The 271-nt window shown below is 63.1% G+C and carries 1 protein-coding gene; it reads left to right on the top strand.

The features are described 5' to 3' along the window. Positions 1–22: 22 nt before the first annotated feature. Positions 23–271, top strand: a 249-nt coding sequence (locus B4920_RS29135) for a DUF3300 domain-containing protein (RefSeq protein ID WP_161493392.1), incomplete at its 3' end; no start/stop codon positions are given.

Consider the following 271-nt stretch of genomic DNA (forward strand, 5'->3'; position numbering starts at 1 on the left):
TCGCCGTAGCGTGTTGGCGGCCGTGATTGCCCTCGGCACGGTATTGGCTGCCTGCAAGGAGGAGCCGCCCCCCGTCACGCAAAGTGTCCAGCCCAGCGCAGCCTCCAGCACAACCAGTGCTGCGGTCGCACCACAAGCGCAACCTATTGGCACACAAACATCGAAATATACCCCGGAGGCGCTCGAGACCCTGCTTGCGCCCATAGCCCTTTACCCTGATGCGGTATTGGCTCAGGTGCTGGCCAGCGCCACCAATCCGCAAGAGGTGCTC

Origin of the sequence: Zoogloea sp. LCSB751, from assembly GCF_002028455.1 — a bacterium.
GTDB lineage: Bacteria > Pseudomonadota > Gammaproteobacteria > Burkholderiales > Rhodocyclaceae > Zoogloea.